The following is an 18,546-nucleotide window of genomic DNA, read 5'->3' on the forward strand; positions in this document are numbered from 1 at the left end:
CCTCACCTGCCTCTCGTCGATGCCGAGGTGGGCTCGGCGGCCGTGGCCGCGTCGTCCCCTCCACGGATCTGCCTCATGGTCCCCCGGATGCCGGCGCGCACCCGGGGCAACGTCAACATGCCGACGCAGCCGGTCAGCAGCACCGCCAACGCCACAGCGAGGCCGGGCAGGCCGCGACCGCCCACCAGCACGCCGGCCCCGGCGGCCAGGCCCACGCCGGCGATCGTGGCCGCCGCGGCACGCACCATCGCGGCGTCGAACAGCGGCTCCCGAACCACCGACCGGGCGAACCCGGCGGCGGTGAGGTTCTCGGTGGCGATGCCGGCCGCCCAGGCCACCGCCGCGCCCGTCGCGCCATAGCGCGGGATCAGCCAGAGACCCAGCGAGACGGTCACCGTCAACCCGGCCACTGTGGCGACCAGGTGCAGCCCGCTGCGCCCGCCCATCAGGAGTAGGCTCTGCACGTTGCCCACTCCGGTGTTGACCAGCATCGCCAGCGCGAGCACCGTCATCGCCGGCACACCGGCGGTGAACTCCGGCCCGAACAGCTGGAGGAAGGCCAGCGCGAAGACCGCCAGCAGCAGGTACACCGGCCAGGACAGCACCAGCCCCCAGGTGGTCAACTGCCTGTGCACGGCCGCCGCCGCGGCCCGCTCGCCCCGCCCGAGCAGCCGGGACAGCTGCGGCGACACCGCCACCCGCAGCCCCTGCATGGCCAACTGACCGGCCAGCACGTACCGGCCGACGGCGCCGAACACACCGGCGTCCGCCGGCCCGGCCAGCACCGAGGTGAGCAGCACACCCACCCACATGCTGCCGGCGTCGATGGCCGCCGAGGCGGCCCGGGGCAACGCGAATCGCCAGAACGTGGACCAGTCGGCGCGGTGCGGACGCAGCGCCGCGCCCCGGCCCAGCCCGAGCGGGCCGGCGACGAGTGTGAGGCAGGCCAGCAGCGCCAAGGCCGCCGGCACCAACCACCCGGTCATGCCGGCGAGCAGACCACCACCCGCCAGGGCGGCCGCGCCGACCAGCACCGGGCGGGCGACCGGCAGCAGCAGGAACTGCACCCCGACGTACGCCCGGATGGGCCGTACGCAGCGCAGCGTGGCCAGCAGCAGGGTCATCGCGACCACCACCGGCACCGCGGCGAACGTGACGGTGAGCAGAGCGTCGCCGCTCGCGCCGGAGCCGCGCAGCAGCCGGGGCGCAAGGGCGTCGGCGGCCAACACGCCCACGCCGGCGACCAGCAGACCGGTCAACAGCGGCGGGATCAGCGCCACCGGGAGCACCCGGGCGGCGTCACCGCGCACGCCGGCGCTGCGGCGGGGCAGCGCCCACATCAGACCGGTCTCCGCGCCGAGCGTGCAGATCGCGGTGGCCACAGTGACGACCCCGATCGCGGCGAAGAACGCGCCGGCGCCGGCCGGGCCGTAGCCCCGGGTGATCACGACCGCCAGCACGAACCCGAACAGGCCGCTGGTGGCCGCGCCGAGCAGCCCGGCCACGCCGCTGCGCGCGCTGCGGCGCGTCTCGGCCGAGCCGCCGTCCTCGGCGGGCGACGGCCTGGCCTGATCCTCGGCGGGGGTGGACGTCGGCCGGCCCTCGTCGGCACCGGCCGACGGTCGGGTCGCGGCGGTCACGCGGGCACCGGCGCGGTCCGCGCGGGCGTCGGCGACGCCCCGGCCAACCGGGTCGACCGTTCACGTTCGGTCAGCGCCATCGCGAAGGCGACAGCGAAGAACGCGACAGCGAGATTCTGGTTGGCCATGCCGTAGAACGGGACCTGCACGAGGCAGACCACCGGCACCACCGCCAGCCACTGCCCGGCCGCCGAGGTCGCCCGCGCGCAGATCACCGCAGCGGCGACGAACCACGCCAGAAAACAGATGAGCGCGGGTACGCCATGGCTGAACAGCACCATCCACAGCTGCCCCTGGGTGCCGATCGGCGCGGCCGCCGACACCGTGTCGACGTTCACCGGAGCGCCGTAGCCCAACCAGGGCGACTCCTGCACCCGGCGGATCACCTCGGTGTAGAGCGAGAGCCGGTCGGTGTTGGTGTCACTGGAGTCGACCCGCCTGCTGATCAGCTCGGTGATCGGGATGAACAGCGTGGCCAACCCGCCGATCACCACCACCCCGACGATGGACGCGGCCACCCGGACGTTGCCGCGCAGGCTGGCCCGCACCCCGAGCACCGCCAGCCCGGCGCCGAGGCTGAGGAACATCGCCCGGTTGAGGGTGAGGAACGCCGGCGCCAGCGACAGCGGCAGCGACGCCAGAAGCGCCCAGCGCAGCAGCCCCTGCCGGCGCAGCATCGCGAAGGCCACCACGCAGGGCAGGGTCATCGCGTACGCGCTGCCGTAGTTGTTTGTGTACGCGAACGGCGCGGCCGGTCGATAGATCGGGTTGAGCGAACGGGCGCTGTACTCAGCGGTGGTGAGGTGCACCATGTCCTGGATGAACGGGGTGCCGGCCACCCCGCCGGGCAGCAGCATCTCCATCGGCGTCGTCATGGCCAGCCGGGGCACCAGCACGCCGAGCCAACCCAGCGCCACCAGCCCGAACCAGAACGCGCAGAGCGGGGTGAGCACCGCCACCAGGCTGGCGCGCTCCCGGGCGGCCGCGTAGACGTAGACACCGACCACCAGCGCGGTCAGGTAGAAGGCCAGCCGCAGGGCGAACGTGAGCAGCGAGGCGGGCGACGACAACTGGGTGGCGCTGACCACCACGATGGCGAGGAAGAGCAGCCAGATGCCGGCAGCCGGCGGCAGCGGCACGCGCCCCCGGGTGAGCAGCAACGCGAACAGCAGCGCACCCAGCAGCGGCCAGCCGAGGTAGAACGCACCGAACAGCCACCAGAGCGGCACCAGGCCGAACATCATCGACAGCGGCCAGAGCGGCAGTTGCGGCGGCGCGGACGGCGGCAGCACCGGCGCGGCCTCCTGCGGAGCGCCTCCGGGTGGTGGTTCGGTCGCCGGGGCGCGGGTCACCGACACGCTCAGGCCCGACCGTTTCGGGTGAGCACGAAGCCCAGTGGGGTGACCCCGGCGGCGCGCAGCCGCTCCACCAGGCGTCGCAGATCACTCTGCCGGGTGCGGTCGCGCTCCACGACCACCACAGCGCTGCCCTGCCGGGCCACGGCCACGCCACGCTCGTCGGATTCGGCCGGCGGGGCGTTGAACAGGACCAGGCCGTGGTCGGCGCCCTGCCGCCAGGTGCCGAACCGGACACTGCCCACACCCACGACAACCTCGTCGGGGGTGACGACGCGACTGTTCTCCGGGCGGGCGGACGACACCCTCGGCAGTGTCAGGGTGGCATCGGGGTCGGTCGACGGCCGGGCACCGGGCGGGTGCGGGGAGGGCCGACGGGCGGGCGTGCTCTCCGTGGCGGCAGCGGCGGCCGGTGTGCTGCCGGCCGGCCGGGGCTTGGGCACCAGCGGCCGGGACGGGTCGATGGGCAGCCGCCCCCGGTCGGCGAGAACGATGGTCCGTAGCCGCTCGATCCGTCCGCTGTCGTCGGCGACGAAGACCTCCCGGCCGTCCACGGCGAGCGCCACGGCGAGCCCGGCGGTGAGCACTGTGGCGTCCTCCCGGGCGGTGACCAGCGCGACCCGGGCCGGCTGCCGGACCCGCTCGGCGACAGCCATCGCCACGTACCGGACGTCGGCGTCGACCGCCCTGGGGCTGCCCCGGAACGCCGGCCGGCGTACGGTGCCGAGCAGTGGAAGGCCGGAGGCCTCCCGGCCGTCGGCGACCGAGCGGACCCGCCGGTCGGTCGACTCCCAGAGGTACGCCAGCACGATGCCGATCAGCGCGCCACCGAGCAGACCGGCGACCAGGTAGAGCGGCCGGTGCCCGGCGGAGGTGACCAGCGCCTTCTCGGCGGTCTGGGTGACCCAGCCGGGGTTGACGTCCACAGCCGCGATCTCGGTACGGGCGGCGTTGAGCTGGGTGAGCTGGTTGTTGATCCCGGCCAGCTCGGCCACCAGCGCGTCACCGGCGGCGGTGTCCTTGGCGGTGTTCGCCCGCTTCTGCAACGCGGTCTGCTGGGCGGCGACCTTGGTGATGCTGGCGTCGTAGGAGCGCAGCATCTCGGCGCGCTGCTGCTCGTACATGCCCCGGCGCACGCTCAGGTAGGCCTCGGCGGCCATGTTGGCGCTCTGCACGGCCCGGTGCGCCTCGCGCGCCTGGTAGGTGAAGCGCAGGATCTGCCCACCGGTGGGCACCTCGACCTCGAGCGCGTCGCGGATGTCGCGCGGGTCGCCGCCGGCCGAGTCGGCGAGGCGCTGCACCACCTCGGTGCCGGTGGCGATGCCGCTCTCCACGTTCATGTTGACGGCGCGGTCGGCGCCCGCGCCGCTGGGGGTGAAGGCGTCGGTCACCACCGGCCGGACCGCGACCACGGCGCTCGCCGACAGCGCCGCCGGCACCAGCAGCACGTAGCCGAGCGCGGCGAGCAGACCGACCATGGCGACCGCCGCCACCAACCGCAACCGGTGCATCGGCACCCGCAGCAGGTCGGTCAGTGTCACGGCACGCGAGGTGCCGGAGGACGGGCCGTCCGTGGGCCAGGGGGCGGGCGCTGCATCAGTCATGGAACTTCTTCACCGTCTGTTGAGGATTACCGACGACCACGACGCCGGGTGGTACGTCAGTGCGGACCACCGTCGCCGCGCCGACGACGCTGTCCCGACCGACCCGCACGCCCTTCAGGACCAGGGCGTGCGCACCGACCCAGACGTTGTCCTCGAGAACGATCGGGGCACGGGTGAGCGGGCCGGGCGGCGCGTGCCGCTGCTCGGGGGGCAGGTTGTGGAAGTCGTTGTCGAGCAACTCGCAGTCCGACAGGAGGCACCGGTCCCCCACGGTGACCGACGTCCAGGTGCCGATCCAGGTGGCGTTGAGCAGACAGTCCGCGCCGACGCGCACCTCGCCGGGACCGGCGAAGCGGACGAGTTTGTTCAAGCGGGTGCGGTCGCCGATGGTCACCCGCACACCGCGTCGCAACCGGATCCGGCCACGGATCTCCACGTCCCGACCGAGTGTCAACCGTCGGTAACGGAGCTGATACCAGCCGCGTTTGACCGCGAAGACCAGACGCACCACGCGTCTCGTTCGGATGCCAGCGGCGCCGAGCAACGACCCTCCCCCACCGTCGCGGGCCGGCGGCGGTGGGTACCGCCACCGGCCCAACGTGAACAATCTACCGATGCTCCGTTACGAACGGTTGACCCTTACTGTACGGAGAAGAATGTCGATGGAGTAGACCAGGACAACTCGGGCGTCGCGCTGCTGACGACTGTCGCCGTCGTGCCGTCGACAGCGGCGCTCGGCGCGGCCGTCGGGTCGAACGGCACGCTCCGCAGCGCGCCGTCGGTGGAGCCGTAGACGATCCGACCGCCCACCCAGGCCATGCCCCGCACCGCGGACCAGGTCACGCCAGTCGTCGGCAGGGCGAACTCGGTGGCGCCCAGGTAGTTGCCGTCGATCTCGAAGTAGCGGTAGTAGAGGCTGTTCGCCCCGGTGCGGGTGTAGTAGAGCCGGCCGTCGAGGAAGAAGGCGCCGGTCAGCAACGCCGGGTTGTACCAGTCGTTGTAGCCGGACGCCTCCCACGGCGAGCCGATCGCGCCTCCGTTGAAGAGCGAGATGTCGATCCGACTGCCGGTGGGCGTGCCGGCCACCGCGTGCGACCAGTAGATCCGGTCGTCCACCCGCCAGGTCGCGCCGGCCGCCGTGTAGGCGGGCTGGCTGACAGTGGTCGCGGTGCCCAGCGCGGTGCCGTTGAACGGCACCTTCGCCACGGTGCCCGAGGCGGTGCCGAGGTAGAGGTTGCCGGTGGTGGCCGACGGCGGGTTCTTCGGGGTGAAGGTGCGTCCGCCGGCGAGCGGGAACATGCCGAGCCGGCCGTGGTACTCCTCGCCCATGCCATCGGAGTTGTGCCCGAAGTAGAGGCCGTCCGAGCCGCGCCAGAGCACCGGCACCGACGAACCCCAGTTGCTGGTGCCCGACGGCATCGAGGCGCTGCCGCTACGGCGCGGGTTCCAGTTCACCGGCATGCCGGTCGCCGGAGTGACGGCGGCGATGCCGAGCCGGTCGACAGCACCCGGACCGGCGTTGTCGCTGGCGTTCGGGTTGTTGACCCAGCGGAAGTGCCCGCCCAGGTAGATGACGTTGTCCGCCACCTCGACCGAGGTGATGGTGTCGTTACCGGTGTAGTCGACCCAGGTGGCGAGCAGGCCAGTGCCCCGCGCGGCGGTCTCGAAGCGGACCAGGGCGTCGCAGTACGCGGCCGGCCAGCCGGCGCCGCCGTTGGTGCCGACCACGAACCAGCTGCCGTCGCCACCGAACTTCACGTCCTGCACGTAGTGCACGAAGGTCGTCGGCGAGGCGCACGGCGCAACGAACTTGTCGGTGCTCCAGTCGAGCAGCGTGGGAGTCCCGGAGACGTCCACCAACGCCATCTGGTTGCGCGGCAGGTCGTTGACGAGCGTGAAGTTGCCGCCGACGACAAGGGTGTCGCCGTCCGGCGCGACGTCGATGGTCCAGACGTACGACGTGGTGCCGTGCCGTCCCACTGTGGCGTCGATGCTGAAGCTCGGGTCGATCGCGCCGGTGGTCGCGTTGAGCCGGCCCAGACCCGCGTGCGCGGTGCCGTTGAGCCAGTTGAACGCGCCGGCCACGTACAGCCAGTTGCCGTGCAGCGCCAGGTCACGGACCGTGCCGCCGTCGGAACGCCCGACCCAGCTGTCGATGATCGCGCCGGTCGACGGGTTGAGCGCCACCAGGTTCTTCCGGGAGACGCCGTTGACGTTCTTGAAGGTGCCGCCGACGATCAGCGTGCCGCCGGGGCCGGCGAGGAGCGTGTTGACCGCGCCGTCGAGCACCGGCAGGAAGGTGGTCGACATGGTGCCGGTGGTCCGGTCGTACGCGAAGAGATAGCGCTGCGTGACCCACGCGGAACTGGCGGTCTGCCGGAGCTGGGTGAAGCTGCCGCCGACGAAGACCGTGTTGCCCACCTGCGCGAAGGCACGGGTCTCACCGTCTCGGGCGTGCGGGGTCGCGTCGGCGGGGTTCGCCGACACCAGGGTCGCCGTGGCCGGGACCGGCACCACAGCGGCCGACGCGGTAGTGGGCACGCCCAGAGCTGCGGCGATGATCGCCAACGCGACCATCCCCGCCCGAGTACGACGTCGTCCTGCAAAACGCCACAAGTGCGAGAGTTTGGGCACGCTGCGCCTCCAGATTGGATGAGAACCCGAGGTAGCGTGCCTCGTCCAGCCTGGTTAACAAAATCCGCCGATTGGGCGGTGCATGAATCCGCAAGCCGACAGAACGCCGGAGGATCGGATGTCCGACCCCCCGACGAACGCCGTCCGGTCAGCCCGTTTCGAACGTCAGCGCTTACCTCCGGTGGGTTGCCGCAGGTAGGGGTCCTGTCCGGCCTGCGCGAAGCCGGCCACCGCCGAGGCGTCGTGATTCATCGTCATGTCGCAGGTCGACGTGCGGCTGGTCATACCGGCCGAGTTGAAGTAGATCGCCGCCTTGATCTTCGGGTGCGCCTTCAGCGCCGCCGGGAACTCCTGGAACCAGCGTTGCTTGGCACCCAGGTCGGCGGAGTTGAAGTTGGTGCCGAACTCGGCGAGCATCCGGGGCTTGCCCGCACCGATTCCGTTGTCGTCCAACCACCGGTAGAAGCCACCGACAGTCGTGCTCGGGCTCTTCCACACGGTGCTGCCGTTGCAGACGTGGAAGTTGTACGGGTCGTAGGCCACCCAGTCGACGTACTGGTCACCGGGGTACAGGCCGGCGTACCGGGAGTAGTGCCCGGACCAACCCATCATCGTCCAGACCCAGACCGCGTTTGTCGCACCGGCGTTGGCGAACCGCTCGTGGACGTAGCGCCAGGCCCGGACGAAGTCGGCGTCGCTGCCCTTGTTCGGCTCGTCCTCCGGCTCGTGGTCGAAGCCGATGAAGACCGGCACACCCGCGGCACGGATCCGGCCCGCGACCGCGTCGATGGTGTCGTCCTGCTTACCGCCGTAGACATCCGACCACTTGAGGGTGGTGCCGGCGGAGAAGTCACGCGACTCCCAGGCGAAGAACATCAACCGGCCTTCGCGCATCTGCTGCGACTCGTACATGTCGGGGAAGGCGCCGTTGCTGCCGGCGTTGGAGAAGTCGTGGTATCGGTGCACGATGTCGAACTTGCGCCCGACCTGCGTCTCCACGTCGGTGACGGCCTTGCCGTGATCCCAGCCGCCGGCCGCTCCGGCGGGCGAGTACATGCCCCACCAGGCGCCACAGGACGGGACGAGCTTGTCCGAGACGGACCCACACTTGCCGGACGGGAGGGTGCCGCTGGCGCTCGGGGTCGCCGTCCGGGTCGGGGCGATTGTCGGCGACGGCTTCGGCGCGGCGGTGGTCGGCGACGCGCTCGGCGACGGCGGCGGCGCCGGCCGGGTGGGCGTCCCCGGCGACGGCCGGGACCCGAGGTCGTAGCTGATCAGCAGGCTGGGTCGCAGATCCGGGTTGCGGTTCTCGACCGACGCCCAGTAGATCCGGCTCTCCAGGCCGCTCTGCGCCAACGAGACCGTCCAGGTGCCGTTGCCGGTGACCAACTTGGAGACGTCCCACTCGTTGAAGCCCTTGGACACGCTGGTCACGCTGTCCAGTGCGGCACCGGCCGACGTCAGCGGCGGCCGCGACTCGCGGGCACTCAGCGGCGAGGCGTGCGCCGTCACCGTGGCGGCGAACTGCTGCCAGGCGTGCACCCGCAGCGTCGCCCGGATGTTGACAGCGGTGGACGGCACCGTGGTCACCGCGAACTCGATGACCGCCTCGCGGCCACCGCGCGGGTTGCCGTCGCAGCGCGTCGCGCAGGTGGCCAGCGTCGACTTGGCCGCGTTGTCACCGTCCTGCGACACCGCGGTGGCGGTGGTGTCGGCCGCCGCCCGGATCGACAGGTCGTCGCTGGCCAGCAGCGGCATCATGGTCGCCACGATGCCGGCCACCACCGAACCGCCGACCACGCCGATGGCAATCGCCTTACGCCGGGGTCCAGAACGGAACCGGGTGATGCGGTGCAGTCCGTGCCTGGTCAAGGAAACTCCCTGTGTCTGCGTCCGTAACGGTGAGCAGCGTATCGATGACCAGGACATGTGGCAGGTAGGACAGTTTCCCGTAAGCGCGTCTTAACCGTCAGCTAAGAAACCGCCTCGGGGCTCTGGCCGCCGAAGCCCGCCACACACCTTGCCCGGGGATCACGCGCGGAGTCAACGGGCGCGTCGCCAGCGCTTCCGGAACGGGTGGCGACCATCGGCGACCCCGGCCGGACCGCCTGTTCGGTCCGTCAGCCGGCGCGAGCGGCAGTCAGCGCGGCGGCCATCGCCGCCCTCGGCGCGGTCACGCCGGTGAACTGCTCGAACTGCCCGATGGCCTGGGCCAGCAGCAGATCCAGCCCGGAGACGATCCGGCGACCGGCCACGTTCGCGGCCGTCGCCAACGGGGTCGGCCACGGGTCGTAGAGCGCGTCGAAGAACACCGCACCCGGCCGCCAGGCCACCGCGCCGGCCAGCGGGTCGGCGACCCCCTTCGGCACCGTGGAGACGACCACGTCGGCGCCGGCGATCCGCCGGGGTGCGTCGCCCCATGGCGCGGGCGTCAGCGCGACACCCAGCGCCTCCGCCACCGGGCGCAACTCGTCGACCGCCTCGGGTCGGCGGGCCACCACGGTCACCGACGAGCACGCGAGCTGCGCCGCGGCGGCGAGCGCGGCGCGGGCCGTTCCGCCGGCGCCGAGCACCGTCACTGCGGCACCGGCGGTCACACCGGCGTCGGTGAGCACCCGCACCATGCCGGCGACGTCGGTGTTGTCCGCGTACCAGGAGCCGTCCGTGCGGCGTACCAACGTGTTGGCCGCGCCGACGGCGGCGGCGACCGGCGACGCGGCGTCGGCCACGGCGAGCGCCGCCTCCTTGCCCGGCATGGTCACCGACAACCCGGCCCACTCCGGGCCCAGCCCGGCGACCAGATCCGGCAGCTCCGCCGCCGCGCACTCGATCCGGGTGTACGACCACCCGGTCAGCCCTGCTGCGACATAACCCGCGGTGTGGATCACCGGCGAGAGGGAGTGCGCGATCGGCTTGCCCAGCACCGCGGCCCTACGGGTCGACACGATCACCGCCGGTCGCCGCCGGTGGCCCGGTCACAGTCGACATCATTTCCCCGCTCTCCCGCACACGTCGGAATCGACAGTACCCAGCACCCCGTCCCGGGCACCAGGGAACCGGCTCCGCAGCCACCCTGCGCGACCGGGTTATCGCTTGACCCACATCGACGTTGGTGAAAGCATTCCGGGGACGGAAGCGCCGATCGAAAAAGGGGAAACCTTGAACAAAAGCATTCTCCGTGCCCTTATCGCGATTGCCGCGGTTTTCAGCCTTTCGCTGATGACCGCCGCACCCGCGCGGGCGGACGCCGCTGCGGGCAGCTGGTCCGACAACCACCAGCTGTGCCAGTCCAGCTCCTGCGTCCGGAGCGGCAACATCGTGCGGCTCTGGCAGGCCATCGTCTGGGCCGACGACCTGAGCGGCAACGTCGGCACCAGCTTCATCGACGGGGAGTTCGGCTCCAACACCGCCGCCAAGACCAGGACCTGGCAGGACGTGATGAACGTCGGCATCGACGGCTCGGTCGGGCCGGAGACCTGGGGTGAGGCGTACGGCGCTGTCAACCGCAACACCGGGTTCGACACGAGCACCCAGACCGGGTACTTCTACTACGGCTACAACCGCACGTTCGGTCTGCGCAAGCAGAACAGCAACGGCGTGTGGACGTTCCTCAACCCGCGCACCGGCACGTGGACCGGAACGAGCCACTGACAATGGCGCATTAATTGCGCGTCACGGCTGAACCGTAAAAGGCTCCCTTCCCGACAGCGACCATAAATGCGGTCGCAATGGGAAGGGAGCCTTTATGGCGTGACCCGGCCGGTCAGATGATGCCGGCCTCCCGAGCCTTGGCCTCGTTGCGCTGGTGCTGCTCGTACGTATCGGCGAACGCGGAGTGACCCTTGTCGTCGATGGCCACGAAGTAGAGCCACTTGCCGGTCGGCGTGTCCATCGCCCCTTCCAGGGCCTGCTTACCCGGGTTGTTGATCGGGGTGGGGATCATGCCCCGCAGCTTGCGGTTGTACGGGTTCTTCTGGTCGTCCAGCTCGGCCGCCGTCATCTGCTTGGACGACTTGGTCGGCTTACCGATCGACTCCAGGTAGTAGTTGACAGTGACGTCCATCTCCAGGCAGTTGCAGTCGAACTCGCCGTACGCGCGGTTGTAGGCCACCCTGGCGACCTTGCCCAGGTCGTCCTTGTTGCCCGCCTCGGCCTGGGCCAGCGACGCGACGATCAGCGCCTCGTACGGGCTGACCTTGCGTTCCTCCTGCACCCGGTCGGCGAACTTCATCTCCCCCGTCACCGAGAGGAAGCGGTTCACCATCAGCTTGAGGACGCTCTCGGCGGTGGACTTCGGCGGGATCTCGTAGGTGTCCGGGAAGAGGAAGCCCTCGATGGACTTGACGCTCTTCTTGCCGTCGCCGCGCTTGAACCACCAGTCCGGGACGCCGAGCCCCTCCGGGTCCTTCGCGGCGGCCTGGAAGTCCTTGACCGGGATCTTGGTCTTCTCGGAGAGCAGCTTGTAGATGTTGAAGCTCGTGCGGCCCTCGGGGATGGTCAGCCCGTTGACGATCTTGTTCTTCAGGTCGAGCATCGCTGTCACGGCGTTCGCGCCGCTCATCTGCTTGCGCAGCTTGTACGTGCCCGGCTGGATGTTCTTGCTGCGCGAGTTGGCGTCGGCCGCCTCGATGAACGCCTTCTGGCTCTTCACCACGTCGGCCGCCACCAGGGCGTCGGCCATGTCGGCGAGCAGCGCGCCGTTCTTGATCTCGACGGTGATCTCACCGGTCCCGCTGCCGTCGTAGTCGGGGGTGACGAAGTAGTTCTGGATACGGTCGAAGCCGTAGAACGCACCGCCGCCGATGGTGCCCAACAGGAGCAGGGCCATCAGCAGAGCCAGGAACGTCTTGCCCCGGCCGCCGCCGGACCCGCCCTTGCCCTTGCCCTTGCGGAAGCCGCGCCGGTGCCGACCCTTCTCCCCCCGCTCCGGCTCGTCGAACCCAAGATCCAGATCGTCGATCATTACGTCCGCCTCCGCTGCGCGTCCAGCCAGCTCTGCAGGATCTCCACCGCGGCTGCCTGATCGACAACCGCACGTTGACGTTTACCTCGGACGCCACGCTCGGCAAGCCTACGAGAAGCGACCACCGTCGACATCCTCTCGTCAGTGAGCGTTACCGGGACAGGCGCTATCACATCGACCAGTCGGTCAGCGTACGCCTTCACATGGACGGCCGCAGGACCGTGCTTGCCGGCGAGATTGACCGGAAGACCGACGACAACCCCGACGGCCTCGTGCTCGGCCACCAACGCGGCCAGCTCGGCGAGGTCGCTCGGCACCGCGTCCGGCGCCGCCGTGAGATCGCGGGCCAGGGTGACCAGCGGCGTTGCCAAGATCCCGTCCGGATCCGAGCGGGAGACGCCCACCCGCACCTGACCGACATCCACGCCGATCCGCACACCGCGCGTCAGCTCAGCCACCGACGGTCACCACCGGCCGGGTACGAACCAGGGCGGACCAATCGGCCCGCCCTGACTCACAGTGATGATCTATCACGCCTCAGTGATCGCCTTCTCGACGGTGAGCAGCAGGTTCGGCGCCTCGGCCGCAGGCAGTCCGCCGCCCTGGGCCAGGTCGGGGCTGCCTCCCCCGCGCCCGGAGAACGCCGCCTTCACCAGATCCGACGCGGCCAGGCCCCGGCTGCGCGCCGCAGCGTTGACCGCCACCACCAGTGACGCCTTGCCGTTCGACCGCGCCGCCACCGCCACGACCGCCGGCCGCGCCGGGTCGATCTTGCCGCGGATCTCCTGAGCCAGAGTCCGCACATCGTTGCCGGCCGCGCCCTCCGGCGCCTCGGTGCCCACGTACGCCACCCCGCGCACGTCCTTGGCCTGCGCCGCGAGCGCCGCCGCACCACCCAGCACCAGCTGGGCCCGCAGCTTCTCCAGCTCCTTCTCGGCGTCGCGAAGCTGGGTGACCGTCTGCTCCACCCGATCGGCGACCTGATCGTTTGGCACCCGGTACAGCTCGGCCAGCCGGGAGACCAACAGGTGCTCCTTGGCCAGGAAGCCGAAGGCGTCCATGCCGACCAGCGCCTCGACCCGGCGGACACCGGAGCCGATCGACGACTCGGAGAGGATCTTCACGAGGCCGAGCTGGGCCGAGCGGGCAACGTGCGTGCCGCCGCACAACTCCCGGGCGTAGTCCCCCACCTCGACGACCCGCACCTCCTCGCCGTACTTCTCGCCGAAGAGCGCCATCGCGCCGATGCGCCGCGCCTCCTCCAACGAGGTGATGAAGGCGTGCACCTCCAGGTCGGCCAGGAGCACCTCGTTCACCTGCTGCTCCACGTCGCGCAGGACGCTCGGCGACACCCCGGTCGGGGTGTTGAAGTCGAACCGGAGCCGACCGGGGGCGTTCAGCGACCCCGCCTGCGTGGCCGACTCACCGAGGAAGTTGCGCATGGTCTGGTGCACCAGGTGCGTGGCGGTGTGCGACCGGGAGATGGCCCGACGTCGCGTCGTGTCGATCTCGGCGAAGCCGGCCTCACCGGCGCGTACCTCACCCCGGATCACCCGGGCGCGGTGCACGATCAGACCGGGCACCGGCTGCTGCACGTCGAGGACCTCGACCTGCCCGCCACCAACCGTGATCATGCCCTGGTCGGGCTGCTGCCCACCGCCCTCGGCGTAGAACGGGGTGGTGTCCAGCACCAGCTCGATGGTGTCGCCCTCGGTCGCCGCCTGACGCGGGCCGTCGGCGCCGAGCAGCGCCCGCACCGTCGACTCGCGGGACACCTCGCTGTACCCGGTGAACGTCACCGGACCACCCGCGTCGAGCACCGACCGGTACGCCGACAGGTCGACGTGCCCCGTCTTGCGGGCCTGCGCGTCCGCCTTCGCCCGGGTCCGCTGGTCGGCCATCAGCCGCCGGAACCCCTCGTCGTCGACAGTGAGGCCCTGCTCCGCGGCGATCTCCAGGGTCAGATCGATCGGGAAGCCGTAGGTGTCGTGCAGCTGGAACGCCTTCGCCCCGGACAGCGCCGAGCCGCCCGCCGTGCGGGTCTCCGCGATCGCGGTGTCCAGGATCGTGGTGCCGGCCCGAAGGGTGGACAGGAACGCCTCCTCCTCCGCGTACGCGTAATCCGCGATCCGGTCGAAGTCGGTCGCCAGCTCCGGGTACGACGGCGCCATGCAGTCCCGGGCCACCGGCAGCAGCTCGGGCAGCGCCCGGTCCTGCCAGCCCAGCAGCCGGATCGACCGGATCGCCCGGCGCATGATCCGGCGCAGCACGTACCCGCGACCCTCGTTGGACGGGGTCACCCCGTCGCCGATCAGCATCAGCGCGGTCCGCACGTGATCCGCGATCACCCGCAGCCGGACGTCGTCCGGGTGCGACTCGCTGGCCACATGCCCGGAGTGGGCGCCGTACCGCTTACCGGTCAGCTCGGCCGCCCGGGCGAGGATCGGCCGGACCTCGTCGATCTCGTACAGGTTGTCGACACCCTGCAGGATCGAGGCCATCCGCTCCAGGCCCATGCCGGTGTCGATGTTCTTCGCCGGCAGGTCACCCAGGATCGGGTAGTCCTCCTTGGTAGTGCCCGGACCCCGCTCGAACTGCATGAAGACGAGGTTCCAGTACTCCATGTACCGGTCCTCGTCGACCGCCGGGCCGCCCTCACGGCCGTACTCCGGGCCCCGGTCGTAGAACAGCTCCGACGACGGACCGCACGGCCCGGGAATGCCCATCGACCAGAAGTTGTCCGCCTTGCCCCGGCGCACGATCCGCTCGGCCGGCACCCCCACCGACCGCCAGATCTCGTACGCCTCGTCGTCGTCGAGGTAGACAGTCGGCCAGATCCGCTCCGGATCCAGCCCGTAACCACCCTCGGCGATCGGCTTCGTGGACAACTCCCAGGCCAGCGGAATCGCGCCGGCCTTGAAGTAGTCACCGAAGGAGAAGTTGCCGTTCATCTGGAAGAACGTGCCGTGCCGGCTGGTCTTACCGACCTCGTCGATGTCCGGGGTACGGATGCACTTCTGCACGCTGACCGCCCGCTGGTACGCGGGCGTCTGCTGGCCCAGGAAGTACGGGACGAACTGCACCATGCCGGCGTTGACGAACAGCAGGTTCGGGTCGCTGATGGCGGGCAGCGGAGCGGACGGCACCACGGTGTGGCCATTCGCCTCGAAGTGCGCGAGGTACCGCCGCTTGATCTCCGCCGTCTTCATCGCTGGTGTTCCTCCGGAAAGATTTCTCGATCGCCGATTCGCGGGTCTTCCCGCAGGTCGGCGAACTTGTCGTCGAACGCCTCGCCCTGGGCGAACGCGTGGTGGATCTCCTGCTCGCGTTCGGCCATCCCGACCCGGACGTCCTCCACGAAACTACGCAGCGACTCGACGAGCCCGCCAGCGGATTCCGTCAGCGAGCTGGCGATCCCCGCCGGCGTGTACGCCTGCGCGGTCCGGGTCGCCTTGCGGACCACGATCACACCGACGGCCACCCCGATGCCGAGCCAGAACAAGCGCCTCATGTCCCGCTACCTCCTGGTGCGCCGGGTCGATCAGCTGTTGCCGCGTCGCGCGGCCCGTCGCTGCTGCTTGATGGTGTCGCGTACCTCGCGCTCGGTCTCGGCGTGCCGGCGGCCGGCGGCGGCCTTACGCACGCCGTAGCCGAACGCGGCCACCTTGACCAGGGGGTTCGCGGCCGCGGCGGAGACGACGGTGGCCAGGTTGGCGACGTTGGCGGTGACGTTCTGCGCGTGGCTGGTCATGGTGTCGACCTTCGCCAGCTGGAGGTTCACACCGTCGAGCGAGGTCTGCACCTGCTCCAGCGCGGTGTTGACGTTCTTCACAGTGGTGTTCACGTCACCGAGCAGCGGCGCGGTCCGATCGTTCAGGTCGTTGATCATGCGGGTGGTGGCGTCAACCGTGTGCCGCAGCCGCAGGATGGGCAGCGTCAGGATGAGCACCAGCACCGCGAACGCGGATGCCGCGATCAGCGCCGCGATCGCTCCAAAGTCGCCCACGCCTGTCCTCCTCAAGCAGAGTTCCGCAGGACCCGACGTCCCCGGAACGCACAACCATGCCACCCGTACCGGCCGCCGAGCCGTCGGCGGTCACCGGCAGCGGGCGCGCCCGCCAGCCCCAGACCCTACCGTCCGTGATGGAGACCGGCTCAGGACGGTGAGGGTGTCGGCTCACCCAGCGGATCCGCACTGACAGTTGGGAACGGATCCTCACCGGTCAGTGACGGGTCGGTGGTCGGCTGCGGCCTGGTCCGCTCGTCGTCGATCGCATTGCGCACCTTCACCGACACCAACGAGCCGGTGCAGTCGGTCGCAGCGGCCGACGGGTCGCCGGACGGCACGACAGCCGGCTCGCCGTCCACCGGCGGGGGCACACAGGTCGGCTCGCGTACCCACAGGTCGAGGGTCAACTCGTCGCGACGCCAGCAGGTGTAGGTGCCCTTCGTCTGCTGTTCCGGGCAGCGGCTCACCTTCCACGGCTGCCACCCGTCCCGGCGCAGCGCGTCCTCGTAGACCTGCGCCGTCTCCTTGGGCGCCTTCTCCGAGGTCACGGTGCGCTCACGCAGCCGGCAGTCGAGCAGGCACCAGCGACTGCCGCTGACGTCGTCGACAGTCTTCGCGGCCGCCCAGGCGGGCACGCCGAGCTGGTCCAGGTTGTCGAAGACCGGGTCACGGCTCAGCGTCCGGATCCCGAAGAAGAGCGGCACCGCGCCGAGCAGCACGACGCTGACCAGCACCAACACCGCCGCGCGCAGGCGACGTCGTTCACGGGTCTGCCGGCGTTCCTCGGAACGGGCACCCGGTGCGGCGTCGTCGTCCGGCGCGTCCTGGCCGGCCGAGCGCAGCGCCGGCCCGTCGGAGGGCTCCGGTTCCGGCCGGTCCACCGGGCCGGACACCGCGGGAACCACGGCGGCGGCGCGGGCCACGCCGACGGGTTCGCCGGCGCGTCCGGGCGGCGGCACGGGCGCGACACCGCTCGGCTCGGCACGACCGGGCTCCCGATTCGGAGGCAGGGCACGTCCGGCGGCACGGTCGGCCGGCGCGGGTCGCCCGGCCGGTACGGCACCACGGGTCGGCCCTGGCTCACCGGTCGTCCGGTCGTCGGTTGGCGGCTGCCCGCCGGGTGGGCGGACGGCGGCACGAGCCGGACCGTCCGGACGCGAACGCGGCGGACCATCCACGCCAGAACGCGGCGGACCATCCACACCAGGCGGCACCGCCGCGCGGGCCGGGCCGTCCGGACGGGTCGCGTCCCGGGGTGCCGCCTCGCCACCCGGGCCGGGACGCAGTGGGCCGTCAGCGCCACGACGCCCGGTGCCGGGTGCCGGCGCGTCGCCCGGGATGGGGCGGGCCCGGCCGGGTGGGACGGAGCGGGCCGCGCCCCGAGCAGCGGGACCGGCGCCGGGTCGACCACCGGCATAGGGGTCGTCGCCGTGGTCGCTCGCGGGCCCCTGTCGACCGGGGGCAGCCGGACCGCCGGGGCCGGGCTCGGCCGGTCCGCGCCGTCGCCGGGCGGTCGGATCCGTGGCGGGCGGTGCGTCCGGGCCGTGCCCCGCCACGGCACGGCCGCGCTGGCCGGTGGGGTCCGGAGTGGGCACCGCCGCAGCGCCGCGCCCACGGGCGGGCCGGTCACCGGGCGGCGGGGGGTAGGTCAGGGCCTGCTCTCCGGTGGATCCCGACGCGTCGGGCCGGACGCCACGACGACCGGTCGGTGCGTCCGCGCCCGGGTCGACCGGCGGGCCGGCGGGCCGGCGGGCGGCGGTGCGTTCCGCGACCGGGTCGGGCACGGCGAGCCGACCGGACGCCTGGTCGGTGAGGTCTCCCGACCCGGTGGGCGGGCCCGGACGACGACCCCCGGCCGGCGGACCGCCGTCTCGGCGGTTGACCACCGGCAGGCCGGGGTCGGTGTGTGGCAGGCGGCCGGCCTGGCGGAGCCAGTCCGCGGGCCGCTCCGGGCGGTCCGGCCGCTCCGGGCGGGGTTCGCCGCCGGGCGGGGTTCGGCGTTCCTGTTCGTCGGAGACGACCCGGCGGCGAACGGTGCCGTCGGCGGGGCCGGTGGTGGGCAGGGCGCCGCTGTGCGCTCCGGTCGCCTCGGGCACCGACGACGCGTTGCCCGAGCGGGGCACTGGTGGCGCGTTGCCCGAGCGGGGCACCGGTGGTGCGTTGCCCGAGCGGGGCACCGGTGGCGCGTTGCCCGAGCGGGGCACCACCGGCTCGTCGGGTTCCGCGGCGCGGCGACGCCCGCCGGTTGTCGGACGGCAGCAACCCGTCGTCGAGCGGCCCGCTGGCCAGCAGCAACTCCCCCTGAGCTGGCATCGGCACCGGCGCGGCGGAGAGGTTGACC

14 protein-coding genes are annotated in these 18,546 nt (G+C 71.5%); 1 reads left to right on the forward strand and 13 read right to left on the reverse strand.

The window, feature by feature from the left end; all coding sequences use genetic code 11:
* Nucleotides 1–2: 2 nt before the first annotated feature.
* The 7 genes from AB0C19_RS27000 to AB0C19_RS27030 all read right to left on the reverse strand — a co-directional run bounded on the left by AB0C19_RS27000 (nt 3) and on the right by AB0C19_RS27030 (nt 10,181).
* Complete coding sequence (locus tag AB0C19_RS27000; protein ID WP_357189780.1) at nt 3–1,640, reverse strand: lipopolysaccharide biosynthesis protein; 1,638 nt, start codon at nt 1,638–1,640, stop codon at nt 3–5.
* Nucleotides 1,637–2,932 carry an O-antigen ligase family protein gene (locus tag AB0C19_RS27005; protein ID WP_357189804.1) on the reverse strand — a complete coding sequence of 432 codons (1,296 nt, stop codon included), beginning with the start codon at nt 2,930–2,932 and terminating at the stop codon, nt 1,637–1,639. The genes AB0C19_RS27000 and AB0C19_RS27005 overlap by 4 nt, the downstream gene beginning before the upstream one ends.
* Before the next feature lie 68 nt (nt 2,933–3,000).
* Entirely contained in the window at nt 3,001–4,599 is a 1,599-nt protein-coding gene (locus AB0C19_RS27010) for a lipopolysaccharide biosynthesis protein (protein WP_357189782.1), read from the reverse strand.
* Nucleotides 4,592–5,110, reverse strand: a complete 519-nt coding sequence (locus tag AB0C19_RS27015) for a DapH/DapD/GlmU-related protein (RefSeq protein WP_181518689.1) — start codon at nt 5,108–5,110, stop codon at nt 4,592–4,594. The genes AB0C19_RS27010 and AB0C19_RS27015 overlap by 8 nt, the downstream gene beginning before the upstream one ends.
* 128 nt (nt 5,111–5,238) lie before the next feature.
* The gene (locus AB0C19_RS27020) at nt 5,239–7,176 is read right to left on the reverse strand and encodes a hypothetical protein (protein ID WP_357189784.1); all 1,938 of its coding nucleotides are present in this window, start codon (nt 7,174–7,176) and stop codon (nt 5,239–5,241) included.
* A gap of 222 nt (nt 7,177–7,398) precedes the next feature.
* On the reverse strand, nt 7,399–9,105 hold the full coding sequence (locus tag AB0C19_RS27025) for a glycosyl hydrolase (RefSeq protein WP_357189786.1): 1,707 nt from the start codon (nt 9,103–9,105) through the stop codon (nt 7,399–7,401).
* 248 nt (nt 9,106–9,353) lie between these two features.
* A complete protein-coding gene (locus AB0C19_RS27030; RefSeq protein WP_357189806.1) occupies nt 9,354–10,181 on the reverse strand; it encodes a shikimate dehydrogenase in 828 nt (275 codons plus the stop codon).
* Nucleotides 10,182–10,452: 271 nt separating this feature from the next.
* On the opposite strand from AB0C19_RS27030, the gene AB0C19_RS27035 reads away from it, so the two are divergent.
* Entirely contained in the window at nt 10,453–10,884 is a 432-nt protein-coding gene (locus AB0C19_RS27035) for a hypothetical protein (protein ID WP_357189788.1), read from the forward strand.
* Between the two features lie 112 nt (nt 10,885–10,996).
* Here the strand turns inward: AB0C19_RS27035 and mltG are convergent, their stop codons facing one another.
* The 6 genes from mltG to AB0C19_RS27065 form a co-directional block, all read right to left on the reverse strand.
* The gene (mltG, locus tag AB0C19_RS27040) at nt 10,997–12,196 is read right to left on the reverse strand and encodes an endolytic transglycosylase MltG (RefSeq protein ID WP_357189790.1); all 1,200 of its coding nucleotides are present in this window, start codon (nt 12,194–12,196) and stop codon (nt 10,997–10,999) included.
* Nucleotides 12,196–12,654, reverse strand: a complete 459-nt coding sequence (gene ruvX / locus AB0C19_RS27045; RefSeq protein WP_112677948.1) for a Holliday junction resolvase RuvX — start codon at nt 12,652–12,654, stop codon at nt 12,196–12,198. Before ruvX ends, mltG begins: the two co-directional genes overlap by 1 nt.
* 72 nt (nt 12,655–12,726) lie before the next feature.
* Entirely contained in the window at nt 12,727–15,405 is a 2,679-nt protein-coding gene (alaS, locus tag AB0C19_RS27050) for an alanine--tRNA ligase (RefSeq protein ID WP_357189793.1), read from the reverse strand.
* Nucleotides 15,402–15,707 (reverse strand): hypothetical protein, encoded by a 306-nt coding sequence (locus AB0C19_RS27055; RefSeq protein ID WP_091401860.1) that lies wholly within the window; start codon nt 15,705–15,707, stop codon nt 15,402–15,404. The genes alaS and AB0C19_RS27055 overlap by 4 nt, the downstream gene beginning before the upstream one ends.
* Before the next feature lie 30 nt (nt 15,708–15,737).
* The gene (locus tag AB0C19_RS27060) at nt 15,738–16,202 is read right to left on the reverse strand and encodes a DUF948 domain-containing protein (RefSeq protein WP_091401858.1); all 465 of its coding nucleotides are present in this window, start codon (nt 16,200–16,202) and stop codon (nt 15,738–15,740) included.
* Nucleotides 16,203–16,351: 149 nt separating this feature from the next.
* Nucleotides 16,352–17,047, reverse strand: coding sequence for a hypothetical protein (locus tag AB0C19_RS27065; RefSeq protein WP_357189808.1), 696 nt, complete (start codon nt 17,045–17,047; stop codon nt 16,352–16,354).
* Nucleotides 17,048–18,546 lie beyond the last annotated feature (1,499 nt).

Origin of the sequence: Micromonospora sp. NPDC048842 (genome assembly GCF_040649935.1) — a bacterium.
Lineage (GTDB): Bacteria > Actinomycetota > Actinomycetes > Mycobacteriales > Micromonosporaceae > Micromonospora > Micromonospora hortensis.